Origin of the sequence: Algoriphagus sanaruensis (assembly GCF_001593605.1) — a bacterium.
GTDB lineage: Bacteria > Bacteroidota > Bacteroidia > Cytophagales > Cyclobacteriaceae > Algoriphagus > Algoriphagus sanaruensis.
In genome coordinates, this window is record NZ_CP012836.1 from 1,678,216 (window position 1) to 1,702,543 (window position 24,328).

The following is a 24,328-nucleotide window of genomic DNA, read 5'->3' on the forward strand; positions in this document are numbered from 1 at the left end:
TGAGCCAATTCTTTATAAATCCTCAAAATCGGAGAAATTTACCTCATGCGAATTTTAGTAGTCGAAGATGAATCCGGGATTTCTAACTTCCTTAAGCAGGGGCTCGAAGAGGAATCCTTTGCCGTGGATGTGGCTGACAATGGGAAAGAAGGGCTCAATCTGGCTTTATCTGGAAATTATGACCTTCTGCTTTTGGACTGGATGCTGCCTGGAATTAGTGGAATAGAAATTACCCGACTTTTCCGAAAGGAATTTCCAGATACTCCGGTTATTTTTTTGACGGCCAAAGACACCCCTGATGAGACCGTTTTTGGACTTCAGAGTGGAGCCAATGATTACATCAAGAAACCGTTCCACTTCGAGGAGCTTCTTGCGAGGATTCGGGTGCAGTTAAGGGGGAAAGCAGGGGTAGTCGAAAAATTAACCTTAGGTCCTATTACTATATTGCCAGATCGTCATCAGGTTTTTAAAGGGGAGGAAGAAATTGCTTTAACGCAAAAGGAATTTGCCTTGCTAGAATTTTTGATTCGGAATAAAAACAAAGTTTGTCGGAGAACTCGAATCATTGAAAGTGTCTGGGATATTCATTTTGAATATAATACTGGGGTTATTGATGTATTCATCAATTCACTTCGTAAAAAACTCAATCTCCAAAAAGAAGAAGATTATATCCAAACCATTCGGGGCGTAGGATACATCGCCAAAGAATTATGAAATCCTCCTACAAACAACGAATTGCCTGGAGGCTGACTTGGGTGACCGCGCTGATTATTTCGGCTGTTTTTGTGTTGATTTACATGGTCGCGGATTTCACCCTGATCCGAAATATTGATCGTGAACTTCAGCTTGAGACTGAAAAGCACAAGGATCAGATTTTTTTAGTCAGAGGGGAAATTAGGTTTTTGCATAAAGATGAATGGGAGGAAATGGAGCACACCCAGCTTCAGTTAAATCCGATTTTCATAGAGATCGTGGATTTGAATGGGGTTTCGATGGATCGATCCCCCAATCTTGGTTCCCAACATTTACTGTTTACTCCAGAAAAAGCCCAAACCCAAGATGCTTGGACTCTGAAAATCGGGGATCAAACGGTAAGACAGCAGCAGATTCCCCTGATCAACGACGGACAGACAGAAGGCTATTTATTGGTTGCGACTTCTTTTCAAGATGCGGACGAACTACTCACCAATTTGAGAAATGTGCTGTTCGTCTTATACCCGATGATCCTGATTTCTTTGTTTTTGACTATGCGATATCTCGCTGGTAAAAGCATGGAGCCAATTCTGGAGATTATATCTATCGCAAATCAGATCAACCAAAAAAACCTCAACGAGCGCGTTCCCGATTCAAATTTGAATGATGAAATCGGCCAACTAACCCATTCGATCAATCGACTTTTGGATCGCTTAGAGCAGGCATTGATTCGTGAAAAGCAATTTACCTCTGATGCCTCTCATGAGCTGAGAACCCCCCTGAGCGTCCTTCGCGGTACCCTTGAAGTTCTAATTCGTAAACCAAGAACAGCCGAAGAATACCAAGAGAAAATTCAGACCGCACTCAAAAGCATTGACAAAATGACCTCCATCATTGATCAGTTGCTGGCCTTGGCTCGGGTGGAAAGTACAGGTAAGCTTGTTCACGAAGAAGTGGAGCTAATCGCTTTTGTGGAAGAATTGGTGGATCAAAAAAAGCTTGAATTCGATCGAGTGATTCATTTCAATTCCCAGGTGGGATTTCCTATTTATGTCAAAACCCATGAGAAATCCCTGAAAATGATTCTAGAAAATCTACTTCAAAATGCAGTGAAGTATTCTTCTTCAGATACATCAGTGGTGGTTGAAGTAGGTATGCGAAGTCTGGAACCCTACATTCAGGTGATTGATCAAGGTTGCGGTATTGAAGAAGAGAATTTGGAAAAGATTTTTGATCCGTTTTTCCGAACCCAAGATGCCCTTCAAAATCCAGTGCCTGGTACGGGCTTGGGCTTGGCAATTGTCAAGAAACTTTGCCAAGAGTCAGGGATTAAAATTTCAGTCAGCAGCATCCTCAGCAGAGGAAGTGTTTTTCGATTGGATTTTCCCAAACAATCTTAAGCGAATCTTAAGATTAGGCTAAGAGAGTACTAATGGATGTTTTAGGATTTTTGTCCTACTAACAGTCCACGTTACTATGCTAGATCGGATTATCCATTGGAGTATAAGCAATAAGCTTATCATTTTTATTTTCATCGCTGCTTGGATTGGATTTGGGAGCTATGCTTTGATTCATTTGCCCATCGGAGCTGTGCCTGATGTAACCAATAATCAAGTACAAGTCATTACCACTTCCCGGAATTTAGCGACGGAAGATGTTGAGAAGTTTTTGACCTATCCGGTAGAGTTGGAAATGGCCAACTTGCCAGGTGTGAAGGAAATCCGATCCGTTTCAAAATTTGGACTTTCCGTGGTAACCATTGTTTTTGAAGAGGATTTGGGAACTTATTTGCCCCGCCAGTTGATTGCTGAGCGCTTGAAGATTGCCCAAGAGCGAATTCCAGCTGGTTTCGGGACGCCATTTATGGGGCCAATTTCAACAGGACTTGGAGAAATCTACCAGTATGTCATTGATGTCAAACCGGGATATGAAGACCAATATTCCATTACTGATTTACGAACCATTCAAGATTGGATTGTTCGCAGAAACCTGTCCGGAATCGAAGGTGTCATCGAAGTCAATACTTGGGGTGGATTTCTCAAACAATACGAAGTAGCCCTTAACCCTGAGCGATTAAAAGCATTTGGGATCAATTTATCCCAGGTTTACGAAGTTCTTTCCAAGAATAATTCGATCGCTGGAGGTAGCTACATTGAAAAAACGAATGAGAGCTTTTTTATCCGAGGTGAAGGACAGGTTAAGACCTTGGAAGATATTGAAAACATCGTTCTCGAAGTAAGAAACGGCAGTCCAGTCTATATCCGGGATATTGCCAAGGTTCAATTTGGACACGCCAATCGATTTGGTGCAATCACCGCAAACGGTGAGGGGGAGAAAGTCTTGGGACAAGTAATGATGCTCAAAGGGGCAGATGGCAAGGGAACGATTGACCGAGTGAAAGCACGTATTGCTGAAATGGAAAACACCCTGCCTGAAGGTGTTGTAATCAATGGGTTTTTGGATCGTTCTGAGCTTATTGGTCGAACCACCTTTACGATCAGTGAAAACTTGATTTTGGGGTGTTTGATCGTTGTGTTTGTAGTGGTGCTACTTTTAGGAAATATCCGCTCAGGATTGGTAGTGGCCTCTGTGATTCCATTGAGTTTACTTTTCGCCTTATCCATGATGTTTATTTTCGGAGTGGATGCCAACTTGATGAGTTTGGGGGCAATTGACTTTGGGATTATTATCGATGGAGCGGTTATTATCGTCGAGTATATCGCTTATCAATTCGCGAAATCTTCCTCCCATTTTTCTTCTTTGAACGCCAAAGAACGAAGAACTGAAAAAGATAAAATCGCATTGCAAGGTGCTTCTAAAATGATGCACTCTGCTGTCTTTGGTCAGATCATTATCATCATTGTATTTATTCCGATTTTATCGCTATCTGGCGTGGAAGGTAAAATGTTCCGGCCGATGGCTGAGGTATTCAGCTTTGCCTTGATTGGGGCGATGATTTTGGGATTGACCTATGTGCCGGTAGTTTCTTCCATGTTCCTAAAGTCTGAAGCTCCTGGTCCTAAGAATATTTCGGTACGAATCATCGGGTTTCTCAATAAGCTGTACAGACCAACCATCGAATGGGCCCTTGCGCATACCAAAGTAGTACTCTCAGCAGCCTTAGGATTGTTGATTTCAGCTGTGTTGATATTTTCCAGAATGGGGGCAGAGTTTGTTCCGACACTGGATGAAGGAGATTTCGTAATTCAGCCAGTTTTGAAAACTGGAACTACCCTGACCAATACCGTAGAAACGATTACTGAGATCGAGAAAATCCTCAAAAAATTCCCGGAAGTCAAGCAGGTTGTTACCCGTATTGGTGCGGCTGAAATTCCGACCGATCCGATGTCCATGGAGGAAAGTGATGTCATTGTGACCTTGCATCCGCCAAGCGAATGGACTACTGTGGAGACGAAGGATGAATTGGCAGAGCAGTTTAAAATTGCGCTAGAAGCTATTCCTGGGTTAGATTATGAATTTACCCAACCCATCGAAATGAGATTTAACGAATTGATCACTGGGGTTCGTGCAGATTTGGCTATCAAAGTATTTGGGGAGGATTTAGATGTTCTTCTTCATACTGCTCAAAAAATCGAAGCGGCTATCCAAGGAGTAGAGGGAGCAGCTGATATTATTTTGGAAAAAGTGGATGGTTTGCCACAAATGAAAATCGAGTATGATCGTGCCAAAGTAGCCAAATATGGCCTCAATGTGGAAGATCTGAATCAGGTGGTGACGATGGGTTTTGCGGGATTAAGTACCGGGACTGTTTTTGAAGGGGAAAAACAATTTGATTTGGTGGTTCGATTTGATGGGCCTTACCGAAAGGACATTGAGAACCTAGAAAACGCCTCGATCCAGTTGCCTACCGGAGGAAGTATTCCGCTTTCTGAATTGGCCACCATTTCCTACACTAAAGGACCGGCTAAAATTTCCCGAGATAATACCCAGCGTAGAATTGTAGTTGGGGTCAATGTTCGAAACCGAGACTTGCAGTCTGTAGTGGATGATATTCAAGAAATTGTCAGAACTCAAGTGGAGATTCCAGAAGGATATCGAGTTTCCTATGGAGGTCAGTTTGAAAACTTACAACAAGCCCGAAACCGACTGATGATCGCAGTGCCTGTTGCACTGGTCCTCATTTTTGCCTTGCTCTACTTTGCATTTTCTTCGACCAAGGAGGCTTTTATGATCTACACAGCAATTCCTTTTTCAGCCATTGGGGGAGTTGTCCTTTTATGGATGAGAGATATGCCATTTAGTATTTCGGCAGGTGTTGGCTTTATCGCCTTGTTTGGTATTGCGGTATTAAATGGGATTGTGATGATCGAGCATTTCAAATCAATGAAACATCGATACGATAGCATGAAAGAAATGGTGATACACGGAGCGATGGAGCGACTTCGTCCTGTTTTGTTGACTGCTTCGGCTGCAGCCTTGGGTTTCTTACCTATGGCCATCTCGTCTTCCGCAGGAGCAGAAGTTCAGCGACCTTTGGCTACAGTGGTTGTGGGTGGATTGATCTCAGCAACTTTACTCACCTTAGTTGTCCTTCCGGTATTATACGTTTGGTTTAACACTCCGCGAAAATCTAGCATCAAATTCTCCAAAGTAGGCATGCTCCTTTTGCCAATTGTACTTGGAAGTTTGACGACCTTTGGTCAGACAGCTTCTCAATTGACACTGACTGAGGCTTTAGAGCTTGCTGAAAAGCAAAATGTCGGTATTCAAGCCGCTAAAAAGCGAATGGAAGCTGCTTATGCTCAAATTGGCACGGCTTGGAGTTTAGGTAAAAGTGAACTCTATTACAAAGAAGATCAAAATGATATTGCCGAAAACGGAGTCTACAACCGAGTTTGGGGTGTTCGTCAATCCTTGGATTTTCCAACGGTATATGGAGCTCAGAAAAGTTTTCTACGTGCTGGTTTTGAGCAGGAAACAGCCAATTTTTCCCTTCAATTACGAAGTTTGAAAAAAGAAGTCAGTGCGGCTTTTGTGACTGCTCAATTTTGGCAATCCTTGGAGCGTAATTATCAGTATTTGGATAGTTTGTATGGTGCCTTTGCATATGCTGCAGAGCGAAGACAGGCTACCGGTGAATCCAACCTTTTGGAAAAACTTACCGCTCAAAGTAAAAAGCGAGAAATTGCCCTAAAGCTGATTGAGGCGGAAGGGAATAAGAAAATTGCTGTGGATCAACTAAAGCAGTTGATTAATCTGGAAGGAGAAATTTCCCTTTCCTTGGAAGAGGTGGAATTGGCTGCTCCTATGGCATTGGAAAATCACCCTGGGAAGAACTGGTACGAAGCAGCTAAGCTGCAATCGTTTTACCAAACGCAAATTCAAAAACAAACCTTGCTTCCAAACATCAATTTGGATTTGTTCCGAGGAACTAACCCTGGCGCGGAGGCAAAGATTTATCCCGGATTTGAAATTGGAGTCGGGATTCCGCTATTCTTTGGTTCTCAAGCAGCAAAGATTCGAGCTTCTAAAATCGCTCAGGATCAAATCTCTTGGGAGTCCGTTGATTTTCAGAATCGTTTAGAAACTCGATTTTCAAATTTTCAGAGACGAAAAGCCCAACTCCAGCAAGCCTTGGAATATTATGAAAAGGAGGGAAATCTGCTTGCTCAGCAATTGCAACTACAGGCGATGGTGTCCTTCAAAGAAGGAGAAATTGATTTCCTTCAATATGTTCAGTTGATCGAAAACTCAAGACAGATCACTGTCCAATACCTACAGTCCAAACTGGACTTTCAATTAAATGAATTAGAACTGCTTTACTTGAATAACTAATGAAAACCCGTTTCACATTTTTACAAAAGACCATGGCTTTGGCGCTTATTTCCTCTGGAATTTGGGCCTGCTCTAATCCTGAATCCAAGGATGGCATTCAAGTCAATGAAGGTGAATCTGAATCCACTGAAATCACGGTTTCGGACACCCAGTTTTCTACCATGAAAATGGAATGGGGAAAACTTAATCAAGGGGAATTTTCGGAAGAAATTACAGTACAGGGGATGGTTCGCATCCCAGTAGAAGGCATGCAGGAAATCGCTGCCTACTACGGAGGTTATGTGCAGGGGCTAAAGCTGATCGAGGGGGAACCTGTGAGAAAAGGACAGGTGCTATTTTATCTGGAAAACCCTGATTTCATCAAGTTGCAGCAAGATTACTTGGAGACGAAAAGCATGCTTGATTTCCTTAAATCAGAGTTTGAGCGTCAGCAGATTTTGGCAAAGGAGCAGATTTCAGCTCAGAAAAATTTGATCAAAGCGAAGTCTGATTATGAAATGTCGCTAGCCAAGGCCAACAGTTTGAAAAAACAGCTAGCATTAATTTCGATTTCTGCTGATGCACTTTCTGCTGAAACGATCCAATCTCGCATTCCGGTGTATTCTCCTGTAAATGGATATGTCGAAACAGTGGATGCTATTCCGGGTCAATTTCTTCCTCCTTCTGGGAAAGCCCTATCACTGCTGAGCAAAGAGCATATCCATGTTGAATTGGTGCTTTTCGAAAAAGATGCCTCCAAAGTTCACAAAGGTCAGCGTGTTGAATTTTCTAGTCCTGATCTTCCCAATGAAAAATTGGAAGCTGAAATCTATGTTATTGGGCAAGCAATCAATGAGCAGCGCCAAATCAATGTTCATGCTCACATGAAAGATGAAGCCAAAGAGAAAACCTTGATTCCGGGTATGTTTTTACAAGCCAAAATCCAATTGGATCCTATAGAGTCTTTGGCTGTCCCTGAAGAAGCCGTAATCGAAGTGGATGGCGAATTTTACATTTTGATTCAAGGCGCTAAATCAGGAGATACCTATCAATTGGAAAAGGTAAAGGTTACTCCAGGTCCAAGAATTCACCATTTGATTTCTATCCAGCCAGAGCGAGAACTCGATTCTACCACGGTGGTGTTGGTGAAAGGTGGTTTTAATTTGATCTAAACGCCATAAGAAATAAGTGAACCATCCACTCGACAATCCTATTTGGACAGCATTAACTACCGGGAGTAAGAAATTTTCCTATGGGGATGAGCATATCCGCTTGATTGATCGAGATATGGGTTTTTTTGCGGGCCTACCAAGCTATGAGCCTGAGCATTTGGAGTCTCTTTGGGATGTGCTCGAGGATGGTGTTAAGGTGATTTTATTTACCCCAAATCCATTGGAATTAGATGATCGATGGATTGTTCACAATGATCGAAAATTACTTCAAATGGTCTGGGATAATGAGGTGGAAAACCTAGAACTCAGCGATTCGGTCCAGCCACTTGATCCTTCACATGTGTCACAGATGATGGCGCTTACCGATCTGATGCGGCCGGGACCTTTTTTGGAAAAGACGATTTTATTTGGGAATTATTTCGGGATTTTTTCCAGAAATAAGTTGATTTCTATGGCTGGGGCCAGACTCAATCCAGCTCCGTTTACAGAGGTTTCTGCCGTCTGTACCTTAAAAGATTACCAAGGTCGAGGACTGTCCAAAAAGGTCATGTCCGCTGTGATCAATTCATTGGTTGCACAGGAAAGCATTCCATTTTTACATTTATATCCAGACAATCTCTCAGCATTTAAATTGTATTCTTCGCTGGGTTTTGTTTCGAGGGCTATGCTAAGAGTGTATTCCTTGGAGAAAACGTGACAAAAGTAGGGGCTTGATGTGCTTAATTTTTAATTTGGAATTTTCGATCAATTAGTATTTCCATTAAAGCTATGTCAAAACAAATATTGATTTGGCTCATGAAAATTTAGAATCGATTAATTATCCAATATCTTTATTCCAAATCACCCAGATTTATTATCAAATCCATTTCCAAATGAAAAAAAATGTCATAGGTATCCTTGTTTTTTTGATGACTTTAAGTCTCGGGTTTTCTCAATCAAAAACTACCAAGACTGAAAACATCATTTTGATCACATTTGATGGTCTTCGGTGGCAGGAACTCTTTAAGGGGGCAGATTCACTCTTTGTAGATGATACTGGAATGATTCAAAATCAAGGGTCCCTTTTGGCGGATTTTTGGCATCCTGACCCTTCGGTAAGAAGAAAGAAGCTTTTTCCTTTTTTCTGGAACACAATAGCCCAGGAAGGACAAATCTATGGAAACCGAGCTTATGGAAATTTGGTGAATAATAGTAACTCCATGTGGTTTTCGTATCCTGGATACAATGAATTTCTAAGTGGATTTGCAGATGATGAGCGAATCAATAGTAACTCCAAAATCAATAATCCTAATTTGACGCTCTTGGAATACCTCAATCAAATGCCCGAATATAATGGGAAAGTGATGGCATTCGGGAGCTGGGATGTATTCCCTTATATTATCAATGAGGAGCGAAGTGGAATTCCTGTAAATGCAGGTTTTGAACTTGCGGCTGGAGATCAATTAACGGATGTAGAAAAAACGATAAATCGTCTTCAACAAGAAATTCGAGGGCCTTGGGAACGGGTGCGATTGGACCCCTTTACGCATCATTATGCACTTGAGGCCATAAAAACAAAAAAGCCAAAGGTGCTTTACATTGCCTATGGCGAGACCGACGATTGGGCACATGATGGAGAATACGATCAATACCTTTGGTCAGCCCGCCAAACAGATAAGTATATCCAAGAGATTTGGGAAACCATCCAAGCAAATCCACAATACAAGGATAAAACAACCATGATTATTGGGGTGGATCATGGCCGTGGTATTACCAAACGAAGCTGGAAAAGTCACGGAAGTGATGTCCCTCAGGCTGGTCAAATTTGGCTAATGGCCATTGGTCCAGATACTCCAGCTAAAGGTGAAATGAAGATCCAAGGCCAATGGTATTCAAGCATGGTCGCTCGAACAGTGTTTACTTTGTTGGGAATTGATGAGTATCCGGATCCAAAAGCAGGAAAAGAGATTTTAGAAATGCTAAAGTGAGATAACAAAACAGGAGCCTCAAATTACTTTTAGACCGCCGTTTGGAGCATAATCCAATTAATCTAAGTGCTCAAGTGGCCAAAATGCTGGTGATTTACTTTTTTGAAAATTCTTGATTTTCGAAAATTAGCGTTACGATTAATTTTCTGCCTTTATTTCCCCTTGACCAGTGGCATTTTCCTTTCATTAGAAAAATCTCAAATCATGATTATTTAAAAGGATTTTGGATACGCAAATATTCATGCAATAAATCCTGCCCTCATGTCGAGAGCAGCATTTTTTTTAGCTCATCTTAAAAGCTTGCCTTGCGAGGAGTTTCCAATTTCCATTTTCTTTTACCCAAATCATCATCACTCCAAGATGAAGACTGACAGGGTTTCCATTAGAAAGAATGGATCCGGTTACCTCATGGCGGACAATCGCCATATTTTTGTCATACATCGAAACCTCAAGGTTACTCATGTCCCAGACTTGATAATCTGCCTTTTTTCCAGAAAATACGGCTAAAAATTCAGCTTGATTTTCAATCTGACCTCCTGAATGTCCATAATCGAGGGAGGTGGAAGTGAGGCTTTCAAGTGTCTTTACATCTTCATTTAGAAGGGCTGTCCGGAAGTTTTCGACTGCTGAAACGACTTCCTGGTCGGTTTGGCCAAATGCAAGCGAAGTCCAAAGACTGGTGATTAAGATGAGAGTGAGTGTTTTTTTCATGGGGTGCTGAGATTATTTAGGTTATGTTGAGAGATCAGTTGAAGTCTAGTTTTTTGGATGGCTTAAAGAGTTGTTTTTTCCGCCTCCTAATTTCCATCCCAACCAAGCCATGGGAAAGTACGCTAACAGCAAGTCGCTGACATTAAACCAAAGCGGGGAAGGCAGGCTCATCACATTGATCGTTCCACCAATAAAAAACAAAAGTCCGATGGAAAGGCTGTACCATTTTTGGAAGGAGGCGGCAATCATCGAAGTTAGCCAAGCTCCAACAAAGGTTCCTAAGGCATGTGCTAGAAATGGCAGTAGGAAATGCTTGGGTTCCATGAGTTCCATCGCCTTCAAAAGTCCTTCCGCAGTAGTCAAGTCTGCTCCCTCAGGAGGAGGGATAATTGCTGCACTGTTGAGGATAATGAGCATGTTTACAGTGCCTCCGATGAGTAATCCCACCAAAATGGCTAGCATATTTTTCAAAATTGGATGCATTAGAGGCTGGGTTTATGTTTGAGTTGCTTCATCAAATCTTCCAGATAGTCGATTTGTACTTCTTGAATTTCGAGCAGCTTTCGGTTTTGATGGATGATCAAATGATCAATTTTTTCACTTAGAAGCTTGATTTCGAGTTCAGCCTTTAGGTCAACTTTGTAGTCATACTCGGAGCGTTTTCGATCTTTGGCTTCTTGCCGATTTTGACTCATCATGATAATTGGAGCCTGAATCGCTGCCAAACAGGACAAAATCAAATTCAATAAAATAAAAGGGTAAGGATCAAAAGGTTGCTTGGCAAGGACATAAGCATTGATGATCATCCAGATAATCAGGAAAGAGAAAAAGGTCAAAATAAAGGTCCAGCTTCCACCGAAGGTTGCGATATGATCCGCCATCCGGTCACCAAAGGTCAATTCAGGTTCGGTATCATCTTGGATATTTTCGGAAAGAATCGAGTTTTCGCGAATGGCAGCCATCACATCTTCGTCAATTTTCGCGATCTCTCCTTTTTCCTGTTCCACCAGCCGGGTTAGATACAGCCTTCGAAATTGATTTAACTCATCCAAGCTGATCCAATGATCTGGGCCAAAATCAGGATGATTTTCCTGGATCAATAGGAATATGCCAGCACGAATTTCTGCCCCTTGAACTTCTTCTCCCTTTTTGAGGGCTTTTTGACTGATAAAACTTTTCATCCGGGCTTATTTCTTTTTGCCTACAAATGTTCCTGTCGCCATCCCCGCCAAATCTACTTTTCCTTTAAGTTCAGTAGCTGAGGCTGTTCCATCGTATCGGAGGGTATTTCCGTCAATCGAAATTTCCAAATGAAGAACCTCGCCTTTCAGCGTTCCGGTGACTTCGGAGGTCCCAAATGTCCCGGTGTAGGTTCCAGTGATTTTTTCACCCTCTTGCTTCAAGACAAAAGTCGGAGTCCCGCTCCCCATATCCGTTTCCACTTGGACTATCCAAGTGCCGGTGATATCGATGGAGGTTTGGGCCTTAGTCGTGAAGATTAGTCCAAAAATAAGCGAGCAAAATAGAAGTATTGTCTTCATGAGTTGTAGAGGTTATGGTCAAAAAAAGGTAAGGAAAAAAATAGAATGATTATCCGCCATCACCCGACATTTAAGAGGTTTAAGCATTAATCAATTAGAAAATGGTCAACAGTTCCCAGCAAGTGGAATTGAACCCCAGTCCCAAAACCCATTGGTTTACTGTAAAAAAGCGACTACTAATAAAGACAAGAAGATGAGGTGGGGTAGACTGATCTCAGAATTCTAATTTTTAATGCTCACTCTTTTGGCTTTGGTGAATGGAGCTTCTTGGATTTTATTTAAACTAGAAAAGACTCGTTTGTTGCTGATTCTTGTTGGCTGATGCTCCTTCTAATCGAAGTAGTTTTTTCTTGGCTTCCAGGCCGCCTGCATATCCTACCAAACTTCCATCCGAACCAATGATTCGATGACAGGGTATCAAAATGGAAATTGCATTTGCTCCATTTGCAGCCGCGACGGCACGGATGGCGTCAGGATTTCCCAATTCTTGGCTGAGTTGAAGGTAGCTTTGCGTTTGTCCATATGGAATTTTGCAAAGTTGATTCCACACTTCCATCTGAAATTGAGTGCCGACAGGTTGCATCGGAATTTGAAATTCACGGAGATTTCCAGAGAAGTAAGCCTCAAGTTGCTGCTCCAGTTCATTCATCAAAGGATGCCTTGATTCCACGAATTTAGCACCGAGGCCTGTTTGAATCCGTTGATCGATTTGGCCTCGCATCTTTCGGAAGGCCCAATCACAGAAGACAAGTTTTTCTTCAAAAATCCCGATGACTAATTTTCCAACCGGACTGGAATAGGTACTAATTGAGATTTCCTTCATTGCTTATGGGTAGAAAGCGTTTCACTGATTCCTTCCAAAACCATTGCCTCGGCTTCCATTTCTACCAAGTATTCCTCTCCGATTAAATCTGCCCGAACCATGGTGTTTGCGGGCTGGATCTTTCCAAATCGCTTTCCATGAGCTCTAGAAATGGGTTCCCATTGATCCGCATTTCGAATGTAAATCCGAGTTCGGATGACGTCTTCGAGTCGTCCACCCAGTGATAAAATCGCTCCTTCGATTTTATCCAAAATGAAATCGGCCTGAGCGGCGGGATCATTTCCTCCCATTGCACGAATTCCATGGGTAGCCGTTGTACCTGAAACCAAAATCCGTTTTCCTTTTCTCACGGCTCGGCTAAAGCCTGCAATATCCTCCCAAATGGTGCCACTTAATGCTTTGATTCGTCCATCGGAACCTTTGACATTGGGATAAGGGGCTGGAATTTGATCCAAATGATGGCTCAAATCTCCAGTTGCGGTAAGGTAAGGAGGCTTTCGATATTCATCTCCACAGTCTCCCGGTATGGGATTTAGAGAAGCTAAAGAATCACCGATCTGGCTGAGATCTTTCTCATCAAGATCAATTTCGAAAAGTTGCTGGGTTTCTTTAATGTGCTCACTTTGTCCCAATCGGGCACCGATGATTACTCCTCCAACTGCCGGTCGAGTCATGATGTAATGACTTGCGAGCATGGCGATTCCGGTCTGATGTTTTTGGGCAATTTGGGAAAGCGTCTGAAGGAGCTGTTGGAATTTTTGCCAACCTCCAGCCACATCGATGTATCGTTTATATTTCATCTGCGACCAAGTCAGGGATTCCCCCAAAATGGGCTCAGGTTTGTCCAACCATTTTTCTGAAAGAAATCCTCCGGCAACGGTCCCAAAGGCCAATAGTTTGATATTATGCTCCAGGCAAAAATCCGTCATTTCACCTGCGGCACGTTGGTCTAAGAGGGAATAGCATACTTGATTAGAGCAAATTTGGATTCCAGATTTGACGGCAATTCGTAAATGCGCAGTATCAAAATTGGTGAGACCGAGGTGTGCAATTAGCCCTTCTTGCTTCAGCTCATCGAGCCAAAACAAACAATCCACCCAACTGGGATGCGCATAATGCCAAGCATGAAATTGCATCAGTTGGATTTGCTTGCAATTCATCCGTTGGAGTGCCGTTTGGACTGCTTCCCGTACTTGAGATTTCGTAATTGGTCCTGGGCTTGGAACCCACTTCGTGAAAAATTGACCTTGGTCCTTGCCATACATTCGACGAAACTCCCCTGTAATTTCCTCCGCAGAACCATAGTGATCGGCCATGTCAAAAGTGGTCAATCCGGCATCTACATACGCTTTCATGGATTTGGCAGCTTCTTGGGGATCAACTTTATTTCCATTTCGCTCCAAGTCTGCGATTTGCCAAAGGCCAGTTAAGGCTCGGCTGATTTTTAGGCCCGACGCAAGTTCAGTATAGTGGTCAAAAGTCATGTTAATCTTTGGGTAGTTCAGTAAATTTTTGAATTAGTTCAGGTTGGTCAGTCTTGATTTTTTTCCATCGGAACAGAAAATACAAAGACGCCAAACTCATCACGATCATCCAGATCCAAGTGGAATGAAAGTACCAAGCGCTCAGCTCGGATACTAAGTCCTTTCTGGTGTGCATGATCAGGAAAAATGAAAGAAAGACAATTCCCAGCCAACCGATAGTTTGTTGGAGTTTTTGAGAAGGAAACACCTTGATTTTTTGATGGAGTTTTGGATTTATTCGTGGGAAAAGAACCAATGCTAGGCACATCAGCAGAAAGTTGACCATCATCGAAGTGACCATAATGTCAATTCCTAAGAAAAAATCCCCGGCAAAATGACTGCCTAAAATCCCCAAAGTGGAAACGCCACTACTGAGTAAAATAGCGGGGTAAGGTGAATGGAATTTAGGATGAATTCGTGCAAGACTCCTCGGGAAAAGTCCATCTGCACTCCAGGAATAAACCAGACGAGAAACAGATAAAATCATTGCTGGAAGGTCATTCAGTAGGGCAATTGCTGCTCCCAAAAGGATGATGATTCCAACCCAAGAAGGTAAGACATAGCTCAAAAGTCCGGCAGCCGATACATCTTTTGTCTGCGATTCCTCCGCTACAAATTGCCAAGGAACGGTGTGATACACTGCGTAGGTAAAACTGAAATAGAAAAGCCCTACGCCCAGAATTGCCAATCCAATTGCTTTCGGGAGGTTTCGCTGTGGGTTTTTCGCTTCTCCTCCCGCCTGTGCGATCGCATCAAATCCAATAAAACTGGAGAATAATAAGGCAGCTGCGGAGAAAAATGTCGACCAATTCCAAGTAGCAGGAATAAGGTCAACTGTCCGATTTTCTTTTTGGGTCAATGCCATTATAAAATCCTGCTGATCCAGCATCAATCCAGCAACAATCACCACTCCACCCAATAGAAACATAAGTGTCATCAAGGGAATCAACGTTTTTTCATAAGAAGTAATGCCCCGGATATTGATCCAAGTAAAAAACCAGAGGATGAGCAAGGAAATACTAACTCGGATACCTCCAATTTCCAAAACCTTCGCTACTTCCTCCCAGCCAAGGGCAAGAAAGACATCCCTGAAAAATGGAACTACGACGTAGGCAATCACTCCAATCACGATGGATAAACCAAACCATTGCGAAAAGCTGGCTATAAATCCCCAATACGGTTGGATCGCCCTGCTCGCATACAAATAAGAACCTCCAGCCCGTGGCATGGCAGATGCCAAAACGATGTAAGCAAATGCTGCGAAAAGAGCAGGAATGGCTGCAAAAAGAAAAGCGGGAAGCACGTATGGACCTATTCCCGGAATATTTCGCTGAATCATAAAGGGAACCACATAAATCGATGCGCCGATCATGGAGCAAATTCCTGTGGCAGTAAGGCCTAATAATCCAAGTTGGCGGGAAAGGTGGGGAGAGGTTTGACTCATAGATTGCTAAAAATAGCCAAAAGGCTAAGATACTGGCAATGCCATTGAAGGAATTCTAAACTTCCTTTGTTACTGGATGAAATCGAATATGGGAATTCTTTTGAGCTAAAAAAACTTCGAATTCTGCAAAATGAACAGACTAGAATTAGCCGGATCAGTCCATGGACAACTGAGGAATTTGAGGAAGATACCTGAGTTTTGTCAGGAAAATTGCTTGCAATATTTCCCTATTTTGGGTCATCAAAATTGATTTTTAGCCGAGCTATGAATAATGCCATTTACCTCACCACCACAGAGCCGTTTTCTGGAAAATCCATCTATGCCTTGGGCCTGATGAATTTACTGGCTTCCAAAACAGACAAGTTAGCCTATTTCAAACCCATCATTTCAGGAGGGAAAAAGGAAAAAGACCGACGTTTGGAGTTGCTCAAGGAGCATTTTAACCTTTCTCAGGAGTATGAGGAAATGTATGCATTTACCCGAAAGAAGGCTTTCAAGGAAATCAATCGAGGAAATGAGTCCGAATTGATTGATGCCATCATCGAGAAGTTTAAAAAGCTTCAGGAAAACTATGACTTCGTGGTCGTGGAGGGGACTGATTTCACAGAACTCAACAATGTGGAATTTGACGGGAATATTTCCATTGCCAAAAACTTGGGAATTCCAGTTGCCTTGATTTTGAATGGCGATAAGCGGACTCCCTCCGAAGTTTTGGATATGGCTTTGGCTGCTGTACATAGTTTCCACAATCATGGAGTTCAGATTTTGACCTTAGTCGCCAATAAGTTGATGGAGGATAAAGTGGAGGATGTGAAACGGAGGTTGGAGGCTATTCTTCCAGCAGAAATTCTGATCACCGGAATCCCTGTTCATGCCGAGTTGAGCAATCCAACGATGGCAGAAATCATGGAGTCCTTGGGTGCTAACCTGATTTTTGGCGGAAATCTCCTGACCAATCGAGTGGATCATTCCATTGTCGGGGCGATGCAGTTGCATAATTTTCTCACTCGGCTTGGGCAAAATACCTTGGTAGTGACTCCAGGCGACCGAGGAGATATCATTATTGGAGCCCTGCAAGCGAATGTTTCTCGGAACTTTGGAAAAGTAGCAGGAATCATTGTTTCTGGCGGCATGCACCCAGAGCCATCGATCGTCAAGTTGATCGAGGGCCTGGAGACAATCGTGCCGATCTTGCAAGTTGACGAAGGGACTTTTATGGTTGTAACCAAAGTCAATCAAATCAGAGCCAGGATCGCCGCAGGAGATAAGGAAAAGATCGCTTTAGCCATTCGACTATTCGAAACTTGGGTGGATGAAAAAGCCCTTAACGATCGCTTGGTTGCTTTCCATACCGATACGTTGACACCTAGAATGTTTCAGTATCAGTTGGTCAAGCGAGCGAAATCCTCCAAAAAACACATCGTGCTCCCAGAGGGAGAGGAAGATCGAATTTTGATTGCAGCAGATATGCTGGTGCGCCAAAATGTGGTTGAATTGACACTTTTGGGTAACCTAGAGGTCATGGAGACCAATGCGAAGCGATTGAACTTATCGCTCGATTTCTCCAAAATTCAAGTCGAAGATCCAGCGACTTCCCCACGTTTGGAAACCTACTCCCAAGCCCTTTACGAACTTCGAAAAAGTAAGGGGATGACTCCCAATACTGCTCGGGACTTGATGCATGATGTTTCCTATTTTGGTACCATGATGGTGTACAAAGGAGATGCTGAAGGGATGGTTTCCGGAGCAGTTCACACCACCCAGCATACCATTCGTCCAGCCTTGCAGTTTGTGAAAACCAAGCCTGGAAACTCTACCGTTTCTTCGGTGTTCTTTATGTGTTTACCCAGTCGTGTGGCTGTATTTGGAGATTGCGCCGTAGTGCCTAATCCTTCTTCCGAACAACTCGCAGATATTGCGATTTCCTCTGCGGAATCCGCCAAAATGCTGGGAATTGACCCTAAAATCGCCATGCTTTCGTATTCCTCAGGAACTTCCGGTGAGGGAGAAGAGGTGGAAAAAGTCAGAAAAGCGGCAGAGATGGTGAAGGCTAGAAGACCAGATTTGAAGGTTGAGGGCCCAATTCAATATGATGCGGCAGTTGATCCCGAGGTAGGCAAAAAGAAAATGCCGAATTCGGTAGTTGCCGGTCAGGCCAGCGTATTGATTTTTCCCGACCTCAATACCGGAAATAATACTTACAAGGCGGTGCAGCGGGAAACAGGTGCCATCGCTATCGGTCCTATGCTCCAAGGTTTGAATAAACCGGTAAATGATTTAAGCCGGGGTTGTACCGTGGTTGACGTGTTTAATACCGTAGTAATTACGGCGATACAAGCGCAAGAAGGATGATTTATGATTTACGAATTACGAGGAGCGATTTATGATTTACGAGGTAGGAGGTACGAGGGACGATTTACGAATTACGAGATCTTCTTAAGAGTAAAGGTTGAAATCTTAATCTTGGCTTTTCTCCATGAAATGAAAATCGTATCATCAACAAATAGCTTGTATTTACCGGTACATCGGTCGCCGGACACCCGACACCCGACATCAGACATCGGTCATCCGACAATTAATCTTCCGTCTTCTGTCTCCTATCTTCCGTCTTTTCAACCATGAACGTCTTCGTTATCAATTCTGGCAGTAGCTCAATCAAGTACCAACTCATTTCCATGCCTGAGGCAAAAGTCCTTTGTTCGGGGCTCGTGGATCGGATTGGGCAGGAAGGTTCCAAGGTGGAGCACAAGTCATTTTTACCACAGGGAGAAGTGAAAAAGGTGTTGGAAATTCCTGTTCCCCATCATTCGGTAGGATTGACAGAAGTTGCCAGTTTGTTGACTAATGCAGAGGTGGGCGTAATTTCCGATCCTTCACAGGTGGAGGTGGTCGGGCATCGGGTGGTGCATGGAGGAGAAAAATTCGCTTCCACCCAAGTCATTACTCCAGAGATCAAGGCCAAAATCAAGGCCCTTTTCCCCTTAGCCCCATTGCACAATCCCGCTAATTACCTGGGAATAGAGGTGGCGGAAAGTATTTTTCCTCATGCCCGACAGATCGCGGTGTTTGATACGGCTTTCCACCAAAGCATGCCTGCACAGGCCTATCGAATGTCAATTCCGAATGACCTGTATGTTAACCATGGCATTCGGGCCTATGGATTCCACGGCACGAGTCATAAGTATGTCAGTGAGCGGGCAGGGGAGTATTTGCAGAAGTCTGACTCCAAAGTCATCACCATCCACCTCGGTAATGGCTGTAGCATGGCCGCAGTGGAAGGAGGAAAATGCATGGATACGAGTATGGGATTAGGTCCTATGAACGGGCTGATCATGGGGACACGAGCGGGAGATATCGATCAGTCAGTGATTTTTTACTTGGTGCGCGAACTCGGCTATTCCCTGGATGAGGTGAACAACTTACTGAATAAAAAGAGCGGAATGCTCGGTTTGACCGGGTTCAGCGATATGCGGGATATCGGCAAACTCTATCATCAAGGACAGCCCGAAGCTATTTTGGCCTATCAGCTGTATGCCTATCGGATCAAAAAGTACATTGGTTCCTTCGCTGCGGCGATGAATGGACTGGATGCAATCGTCTTCACTGGAGGAGTTGGAGAGAATGACCAACTTACCCGAACATTTGTCTGTGAGAAGATGGACTTTCTTGGCATCCAGCTCGATCCGGAAAAGAACAAACTGCCCAATACAGGCCTTCGTGCGATTCAAACTGACGCTTCATCCGTACAGATTTTGGTGATTCCAACCAATGAAGAGTTGGAGATAGCGAGGCAGTGCTTCGGGATAGAGGATTAAGGTCTGATGATTAATGACCGAAGTTAGCTAAGCTGGAAGATCGAAGACGGGATACCGAAGATGGATTGTCAGGGGACTGAAGTCCGATGACTGAAGGACAACAAGCTCCAAAGGAGCGTCCTTTATCAGCCAGATTGCCAGCGGTTTCAACCGCTAGATTTATGGATGGATCTCAAAATTCCCACCTTGCTGGCGCAGAATTTTCGAATTGGAATGGGCGGCAAATCGCTAGCGAAACGGAGTAGTTTACAACATTTTTATCTCTCAGCTCCCTTTCAATTTTTCCCCTTTTCCTGACAACTCTGCAAGCTGTTGGATTCTGGCCTTTCGGGTCTTTTCGGTTTTGGCGAGTTTGAGCCAGCAGAGGACAAAGCGCTTACTGGAGTCATTGATGCGATGAAAAAAATCACTGGCTCCAGGCACCTTTTCCAGTCCGTCCTGTAGGTCCTGAGGAACTTCCAATCGGTCCACATCTTCCATAAAATCCCAAAGACCGACTTGCTTGGAGTACTCAATCGAGCGAAAACCGACTTCATGCATCTTTCCCATTTCGATCAACTTGGCCGCACAATCTTTATAGCTTTTGGCCCAGTGCTGTACTCTTCGAGGAGATATCAGCTGCATCGTCCGACGCTCGTCCAGCTTTCTTCGGATGCCATCGATCCAGCCAAAGCAGATCAATTCATCCAAGACCTCTTCCCTTGAGAGATACTTTTCAGGAACTGCTTTCAAATAGGTAACCAACCAAACCGATTCTTCTTGTTGATGATGTTGCTCCAACCAGTGCCGTAATTCTTCCTGGGAAGTGACTTCCACTTTCTGGAAATTGTCGGTTTGGATCATGAGGTGAGGACAGTTTTAGAGTATTTTTCAGGATAACTCGCCTCAATTACCGACTGTTTTTAGTTCAGATTGTTTTCTGAAGGTGATCGATATCGAAGTCTATCCAACCTGACTCATTCCTCTGAATATCCACGACACCCCAAATTGATCGGTCAATTGTCCATAAACGCCAAAGGGAGCATTGTTAAGCTCCATAAAAAGTCGAGTTTCCCGATCAGCCCCCACTGCCAATCGGTCAAACACAGGCTTCAACTCCTCGTACCTCTCGCCCGTGAGGTAGATGCTGAAGGTATTTCCGGGTTTGGGTTCCAGCATGGGAGAGGCCATCCAGTCGGTAGCTGAAAACTCAATCTGGTTGTTTTTCAAGTGGGCGTAGATGATCCGATCGTGTTTTTCCTCAGGAAACTGAGCCTTCATCGGTGTATCTCCCACACGGGTGAGGGTGAGTTCGCCCCCCAGACATTCCTGGTAAAAACTCATGGCTTGTCGGCAGTTTCCGTCAAATAGTAGAAATGGGGTGGTTTGGAGCATAGGGAGGTTTTTTAGTGTTTGGTTAAGGTGAATTAGCTTGGAGACGGCGGTCTCTAGGAGCTCCTTTTCTTCCAACTTTCTTGAAGATACTAAATTGCCTTATTTCCTCTGAACCGACCCTTGTATCTAAGATGAGACAGCATTACAAATGGGGTAGAATATTAGGATGGAATTACAAATCCCACCCAGCTCTAATCTGAATTTCAATGATTAAATGGATACTAATCTCAGTGGGAACTGACTAGGCCTAAGCCTAATCAGCTTTCTTTACACCGAGAGGGAGTTTTAGGATTCCTTGCCTTAATTAATTGTCGAGTCCTGCTTCTGCCACCACCGTGAGCAAGGCAAGTTTAATCGCATCGGTTCCTTTCTCATCCAACCACCATTCGTCCAGTGCGTGGGCATTGTCTCCTTTTCCGCCCCAACTTAAAGTCACGGCAGGGATCCCTTTGGAAATAGGCCAATTCGCATTTCCGGACATGATAAATAGGCTAGGTTGTATCCCAAAAGACTGAACAGCAGCCATTGACCGCTGGACCAAAGGGGATTGCTCGGGGGTTTTTCCCGAAGGTCTAAATCCGATTCGTTCCACTTGTAGAGTAAGCACTGGGCTGGTCTTTCGGTTGCTGTTGTATTCTGAAAGTCCTTTTTCCATTGAGACCTTGAAAATGGAATCCATGGTGCTGAGACTTTGATCGTCTTCCGAACGCATGTCCACTTCCATCCAAGATTCAAATGGAATCGAATTGACAGAGGTGCCACCGCCTATTTTCCCGACATTGAAACTGGTCTTGGTTTTGGCTATTTCTGAAAACTGAGCTGCGGCATCGGAGAAGTAATTGATCATTTTTCCCAAAGCATGGTGGGGATTGACTAAGCCAAAATCACTCCAGGAATGGCCTCCCGGACCAGAAACAGTTACTTTGTAGCGGATAGAGCCGGTGCCTTGGTTGGAAATTCCGCCCGGTTCATCTGAATCTATGGAAATCCAGGAATCGATTTTCACATCTCCTTGATCAATCAGATACTTCACGCCGCGTAGGTCGCCGTTTCCCTCTTCCCCAACCGTGGCCACAAATAGAATGTTGTCCTTGGTCTGGATTTTGGCTTTTTCTAGGGCTCTTAGGACCGTGAGCACCACCACCAGCCCGCGGGTATTGTCCCCGATTCCCGGAGCAAAAAGTGTATCGCCTTTGGTTTTCACCTTGACGTCAGTTCCTTCCGGAAATACGGTATCCAAGTGCCCGTCCAGCGCCACCGTTCGTTCCCCGACCGTCCCTTTGCGAAGCGCCAGCACATTGCCGATGCTGTCCATCCAAACTTGGACTCCTCCGGCTTCCTCCAGCATCTCTTGGTACTTTTTCCCTCGGGCAGTTTCCATAAAGGGTGGCGCCGGGATTTCCGTGAGCAGGATCAATTCTTGCAATCCTTGAGGATTCAGTCGGTCGATTTCGGCAAAAGCAGCCTGAACAGAAGGCTTTCCGGAAAGCTCCTGGATTTCGGAGCGATAGTGGGAACTCACTTCGGATGTTTTTACCTGGGCAAACCCAGAAAAGCTCAAGAGGAAACAAGCTAAGGCAAGGAGAGTAAACTTCATAGAAATTGGGAATGGGTGTATGCCGGATATTAGAAATTCCGACTCCAAAATCTACGGATTAATCGGGTGAATTTTTGAAAGGAAAGGGTTAAAAATAGGGATTGGGGCAGGAGATGGCAGAGCAATGTTTTGGGGTGGTGGTAATGGATTAATAACAAAAACGCCTGGTCTTTGGGGCTGAGCGTAGTTTGTAACTACGCTCTTTTATTCCTTTCAATTTGTAATTGACTGATAAATTCTGCGACTGGGTGAAGTTTGCAACTTCACCCTAATATCCTTACCATCCCGATAGCTATCGGGATACAATTGGCTTAGAAACCTTTATTACCAATAATCAACTTCAATCAAACTCTTCAAACCAGAATAATTCCTGGGACTCGAGTATAAATAATCTTCCTCCTTTTCGACAATTCCTGCTCTGACAGGATTTTGATGGATGTAGGTCATCCTACTCTCAATCATTTTTGGCTCATATAATTCAATCGCATGGTTGTCATGAGTCCAAAACTGCAAATCACCTGATCGCTTATTAAATTTAGCATGGTACTCAAAAATCATTTTCATCCATTCTCGCCTGCTTTCTTGTGGATTTTCTAGAACCAATTTCAATAATTTTTTGCTTGTAAACTTTTTGAAATCCCGTACCCAATCCGAAAGCTTACCTTCCTTTTGCTGAACGACCAAATGGATATGATTGCTCATGATAACATAGCCGTATAAGTATAAGCCTTTTTCTAAGCGACAAAAAGAAAGGTTCTCCAAAATCAAATCCCGATATACTTTTCGGGTAAAAACATCTGCCCAACCCACCACCTGAAAAGTAAGGAAATAGGGCATTTCTTGATCCCGTATCTGATAGGCCTCTCCCATAAAACAATTTTATCGATAGAAGCAATTTACATCCCGACTATTGTCGTGGATTGTTGGTATAGAAAGGTGTTTTGCAAACTACACCTAGTCCTAATCAAGTTATTCTACTCCCAGAGGGGGTAGGTGCTGTTATCGGTAGTCTTTCTCATAGTGTCTGTTTAATAACCTCTTTTGTATCAGTGTCAAATACAATTATTCCTTCGCTTTGGTCGTCAAGTTGCCCAGCTAATTGACCTTTTTCTGTCCAAACAGAACTATGCCCAACACTTAAAAAATTGTCGCAGAAGCCAACACAGTTTGACATTAATACTGGCATTGAATATTTTTTCGCCACTTCTGGATAATGTGCTAATGCTTTATAAATTCCATTTTGGGATTTTGCCACACTTGCTAAATAAATCTCCGCTCCAAGTTTATTCACAGTATCAGAATGGTTTGGCTGCAAACTTTCAAAGCATATAGCTGGAGCAACTTTCTTGTTGTCTAAGTTTAGAATGACTTGTTCATCCCCACTTATAAAATATGGAAATTCATCTGAATGAAGTTGTTGTTTTGAATAAGTAATCCTTGGTTTGTCGGGTTGAAAAATAACCATACTGATTTTAATTCCTGTTTCTGCTATTGTCGGAATGCCAAGTCCAATTGTTATTTTTTTTGTGTCGCTAATTTTTTGAAAGCTATCAAGTCTTTTATCGTCTTGGGTTGTTGCTAAGGTTTTTGCAAGTTCAGGTTCGTAACTTGTCAATGAAAGCTCAGGAAAGAAAATTGAAGTTGCTTTTAATGACGAAGCAAGCTCAATAAATTTTATATGATTGTCAATGTTTGCTGAAATGTCGCCTTTGATTGGTCTTGTCTGTGCGATACTTATTTTCATGTGTTGTCTGTCTTTAAGATTACCGCTAACGGTTTGCGGCTTTGCGAAGAAGCGGATTTCGGAGCTCAAAACTGTCAATATAGCACAAAAGTTGATGAGAGGTAGGATGTTCAATTAACCACTGAACCCGCTTTTTTGCAAAACCGCTG

Annotated in this window: 20 protein-coding genes; 8 read left to right on the forward strand and 12 right to left on the reverse strand. The window is 43.4% G+C overall.

Annotated features, from left to right (window positions below; all coding sequences use genetic code 11):
• The first annotated feature begins 45 nt into the window (after window positions 1–45).
• From AO498_RS07460 to AO498_RS07485, 6 genes are all read left to right on the forward strand, one after another.
• Window positions 46–714, forward strand: a complete 669-nt coding sequence (locus tag AO498_RS07460; RefSeq protein ID WP_067545436.1) for a response regulator transcription factor — start codon at window positions 46–48, stop codon at window positions 712–714.
• Window positions 711–2,093: a sensor histidine kinase gene (locus AO498_RS07465; RefSeq protein ID WP_067545439.1), complete on the forward strand. Its 1,383-nt coding sequence runs from the start codon at window positions 711–713 to the stop codon at window positions 2,091–2,093. The genes AO498_RS07460 and AO498_RS07465 overlap by 4 nt, the downstream gene beginning before the upstream one ends.
• A gap of 76 nt (window positions 2,094–2,169) precedes the next feature.
• A complete protein-coding gene (locus AO498_RS07470; protein WP_067545441.1) occupies window positions 2,170–6,489 on the forward strand; it encodes a CusA/CzcA family heavy metal efflux RND transporter in 4,320 nt (1,439 codons plus the stop codon).
• The gene (locus AO498_RS07475; protein WP_067545445.1) at window positions 6,489–7,640 is read left to right on the forward strand and encodes an efflux RND transporter periplasmic adaptor subunit; all 1,152 of its coding nucleotides are present in this window, start codon (window positions 6,489–6,491) and stop codon (window positions 7,638–7,640) included. The genes AO498_RS07470 and AO498_RS07475 overlap by 1 nt, the downstream gene beginning before the upstream one ends.
• Window positions 7,641–7,656: 16 nt before the next feature.
• Window positions 7,657–8,337 (forward strand): GNAT family N-acetyltransferase, encoded by a 681-nt coding sequence (locus tag AO498_RS07480; protein ID WP_067545448.1) that lies wholly within the window; start codon window positions 7,657–7,659, stop codon window positions 8,335–8,337.
• A gap of 175 nt (window positions 8,338–8,512) precedes the next feature.
• Window positions 8,513–9,607, forward strand: a complete 1,095-nt coding sequence (locus AO498_RS07485) for a phosphoglyceromutase (RefSeq protein ID WP_067550331.1) — start codon at window positions 8,513–8,515, stop codon at window positions 9,605–9,607.
• A 282-nt stretch (window positions 9,608–9,889) separates the two neighbouring features.
• Here the strand turns inward: AO498_RS07485 and AO498_RS07490 are convergent, their stop codons facing one another.
• From AO498_RS07490 to AO498_RS07520, 7 genes are all read right to left on the reverse strand, one after another.
• A complete protein-coding gene (locus AO498_RS07490) occupies window positions 9,890–10,318 on the reverse strand; it encodes a nuclear transport factor 2 family protein (RefSeq protein WP_067545451.1) in 429 nt (142 codons plus the stop codon).
• Window positions 10,319–10,363: 45 nt separating this feature from the next.
• A complete protein-coding gene (locus AO498_RS07495) occupies window positions 10,364–10,801 on the reverse strand; it encodes a hypothetical protein (protein ID WP_067545454.1) in 438 nt (145 codons plus the stop codon).
• Window positions 10,801–11,499 carry a DUF1003 domain-containing protein gene (locus AO498_RS07500; protein WP_067545457.1) on the reverse strand — a complete coding sequence of 233 codons (699 nt, stop codon included), beginning with the start codon at window positions 11,497–11,499 and terminating at the stop codon, window positions 10,801–10,803. Before AO498_RS07500 ends, AO498_RS07495 begins: the two co-directional genes overlap by 1 nt.
• A 6-nt stretch (window positions 11,500–11,505) precedes the next feature.
• On the reverse strand, window positions 11,506–11,859 hold the full coding sequence (locus tag AO498_RS07505) for a hypothetical protein (protein WP_067545459.1): 354 nt from the start codon (window positions 11,857–11,859) through the stop codon (window positions 11,506–11,508).
• A gap of 283 nt (window positions 11,860–12,142) precedes the next feature.
• Complete coding sequence (locus tag AO498_RS07510; protein ID WP_067545462.1) at window positions 12,143–12,682, reverse strand: methylated-DNA--[protein]-cysteine S-methyltransferase; 540 nt, start codon at window positions 12,680–12,682, stop codon at window positions 12,143–12,145.
• Window positions 12,679–14,166 (reverse strand): aldo/keto reductase, encoded by a 1,488-nt coding sequence (locus tag AO498_RS07515; protein ID WP_067545465.1) that lies wholly within the window; start codon window positions 14,164–14,166, stop codon window positions 12,679–12,681. The genes AO498_RS07510 and AO498_RS07515 overlap by 4 nt, the downstream gene beginning before the upstream one ends.
• Window position 14,167: 1 nt before the next feature.
• Complete coding sequence (locus AO498_RS07520; RefSeq protein ID WP_067545468.1) at window positions 14,168–15,649, reverse strand: APC family permease; 1,482 nt, start codon at window positions 15,647–15,649, stop codon at window positions 14,168–14,170.
• 264 nt (window positions 15,650–15,913) lie between these two features.
• Between AO498_RS07520 and pta the strand changes: the two genes are divergently transcribed.
• Both pta and AO498_RS07530 read left to right on the forward strand, forming a co-directional pair.
• On the forward strand, window positions 15,914–18,001 hold the full coding sequence (pta, locus tag AO498_RS07525; RefSeq protein ID WP_067550333.1) for a phosphate acetyltransferase: 2,088 nt from the start codon (window positions 15,914–15,916) through the stop codon (window positions 17,999–18,001).
• A 266-nt stretch (window positions 18,002–18,267) separates the two neighbouring features.
• On the forward strand, window positions 18,268–19,464 hold the full coding sequence (locus AO498_RS07530) for an acetate/propionate family kinase (RefSeq protein ID WP_067545471.1): 1,197 nt from the start codon (window positions 18,268–18,270) through the stop codon (window positions 19,462–19,464).
• 264 nt (window positions 19,465–19,728) lie between these two features.
• Here AO498_RS07530 and AO498_RS07535 read toward each other — a convergent pair whose 3' ends face one another.
• The 5 genes from AO498_RS07535 to AO498_RS07555 form a co-directional block, all read right to left on the reverse strand.
• Window positions 19,729–20,307 (reverse strand): YdeI/OmpD-associated family protein, encoded by a 579-nt coding sequence (locus tag AO498_RS07535; RefSeq protein ID WP_067545474.1) that lies wholly within the window; start codon window positions 20,305–20,307, stop codon window positions 19,729–19,731.
• Window positions 20,308–20,406: 99 nt separating this feature from the next.
• The gene (locus AO498_RS07540; RefSeq protein ID WP_148660199.1) at window positions 20,407–20,838 is read right to left on the reverse strand and encodes a VOC family protein; all 432 of its coding nucleotides are present in this window, start codon (window positions 20,836–20,838) and stop codon (window positions 20,407–20,409) included.
• Between the two features lie 304 nt (window positions 20,839–21,142).
• Window positions 21,143–22,435: a M20/M25/M40 family metallo-hydrolase gene (locus AO498_RS07545; RefSeq protein WP_067545480.1), complete on the reverse strand. Its 1,293-nt coding sequence runs from the start codon at window positions 22,433–22,435 to the stop codon at window positions 21,143–21,145.
• 324 nt (window positions 22,436–22,759) lie between these two features.
• Window positions 22,760–23,305, reverse strand: a complete 546-nt coding sequence (locus AO498_RS07550) for an REP-associated tyrosine transposase (protein WP_067545483.1) — start codon at window positions 23,303–23,305, stop codon at window positions 22,760–22,762.
• 145 nt (window positions 23,306–23,450) lie between these two features.
• Entirely contained in the window at window positions 23,451–24,179 is a 729-nt protein-coding gene (locus tag AO498_RS07555) for a carbon-nitrogen hydrolase family protein (RefSeq protein WP_067550335.1), read from the reverse strand.
• Window positions 24,180–24,328: the final 149 nt, after the last annotated feature.